Origin of the sequence: Secundilactobacillus mixtipabuli (assembly GCF_002217925.1) — a bacterium.
Taxonomy (GTDB): domain Bacteria; phylum Bacillota; class Bacilli; order Lactobacillales; family Lactobacillaceae; genus Secundilactobacillus; species Secundilactobacillus mixtipabuli.
In genome coordinates, this window is record NZ_BCMF01000027.1 from 1 (window position 1) to 328 (window position 328).

The 328-nt window shown below is 39.0% G+C and carries 1 rRNA gene; it reads right to left on the reverse strand.

The features are described 5' to 3' along the window. Positions 1-200: ribosomal RNA gene (locus IWT5_RS11815) — 23S ribosomal RNA — on the reverse strand; the annotation flags it as partial. Positions 201-328: the final 128 nt, after the last annotated feature.

Below are 328 nucleotides of genomic sequence, written 5' to 3' on the forward strand. Positions count from 1 at the left end.
GTTTCAGTTCCCCACGTCTGCCAATACTTAGCTATGTATTCACTAAGCATTAATCATCGACTAAGATGATTGGGTTTCCCCATTCGGAAATCTCCGGATCAAAGCTTACGTACAGCTCTCCGAAGCATATCGGTGTTAGTCCCGTCCTTCATCGGCTCCTAGTGCCAAGGCATTCACCATGCGCCCTTTTTAACTTAACCTCATCACTTGCGTGACGGATTAATTGAGTATTACGCGAAGTAAATAAACTTTACTAATAAAAAACTCAAAATACGCGGTGTTCTCGGCTTAATTAATGAAATTAATTAATATAAAAGAAAATTGATAT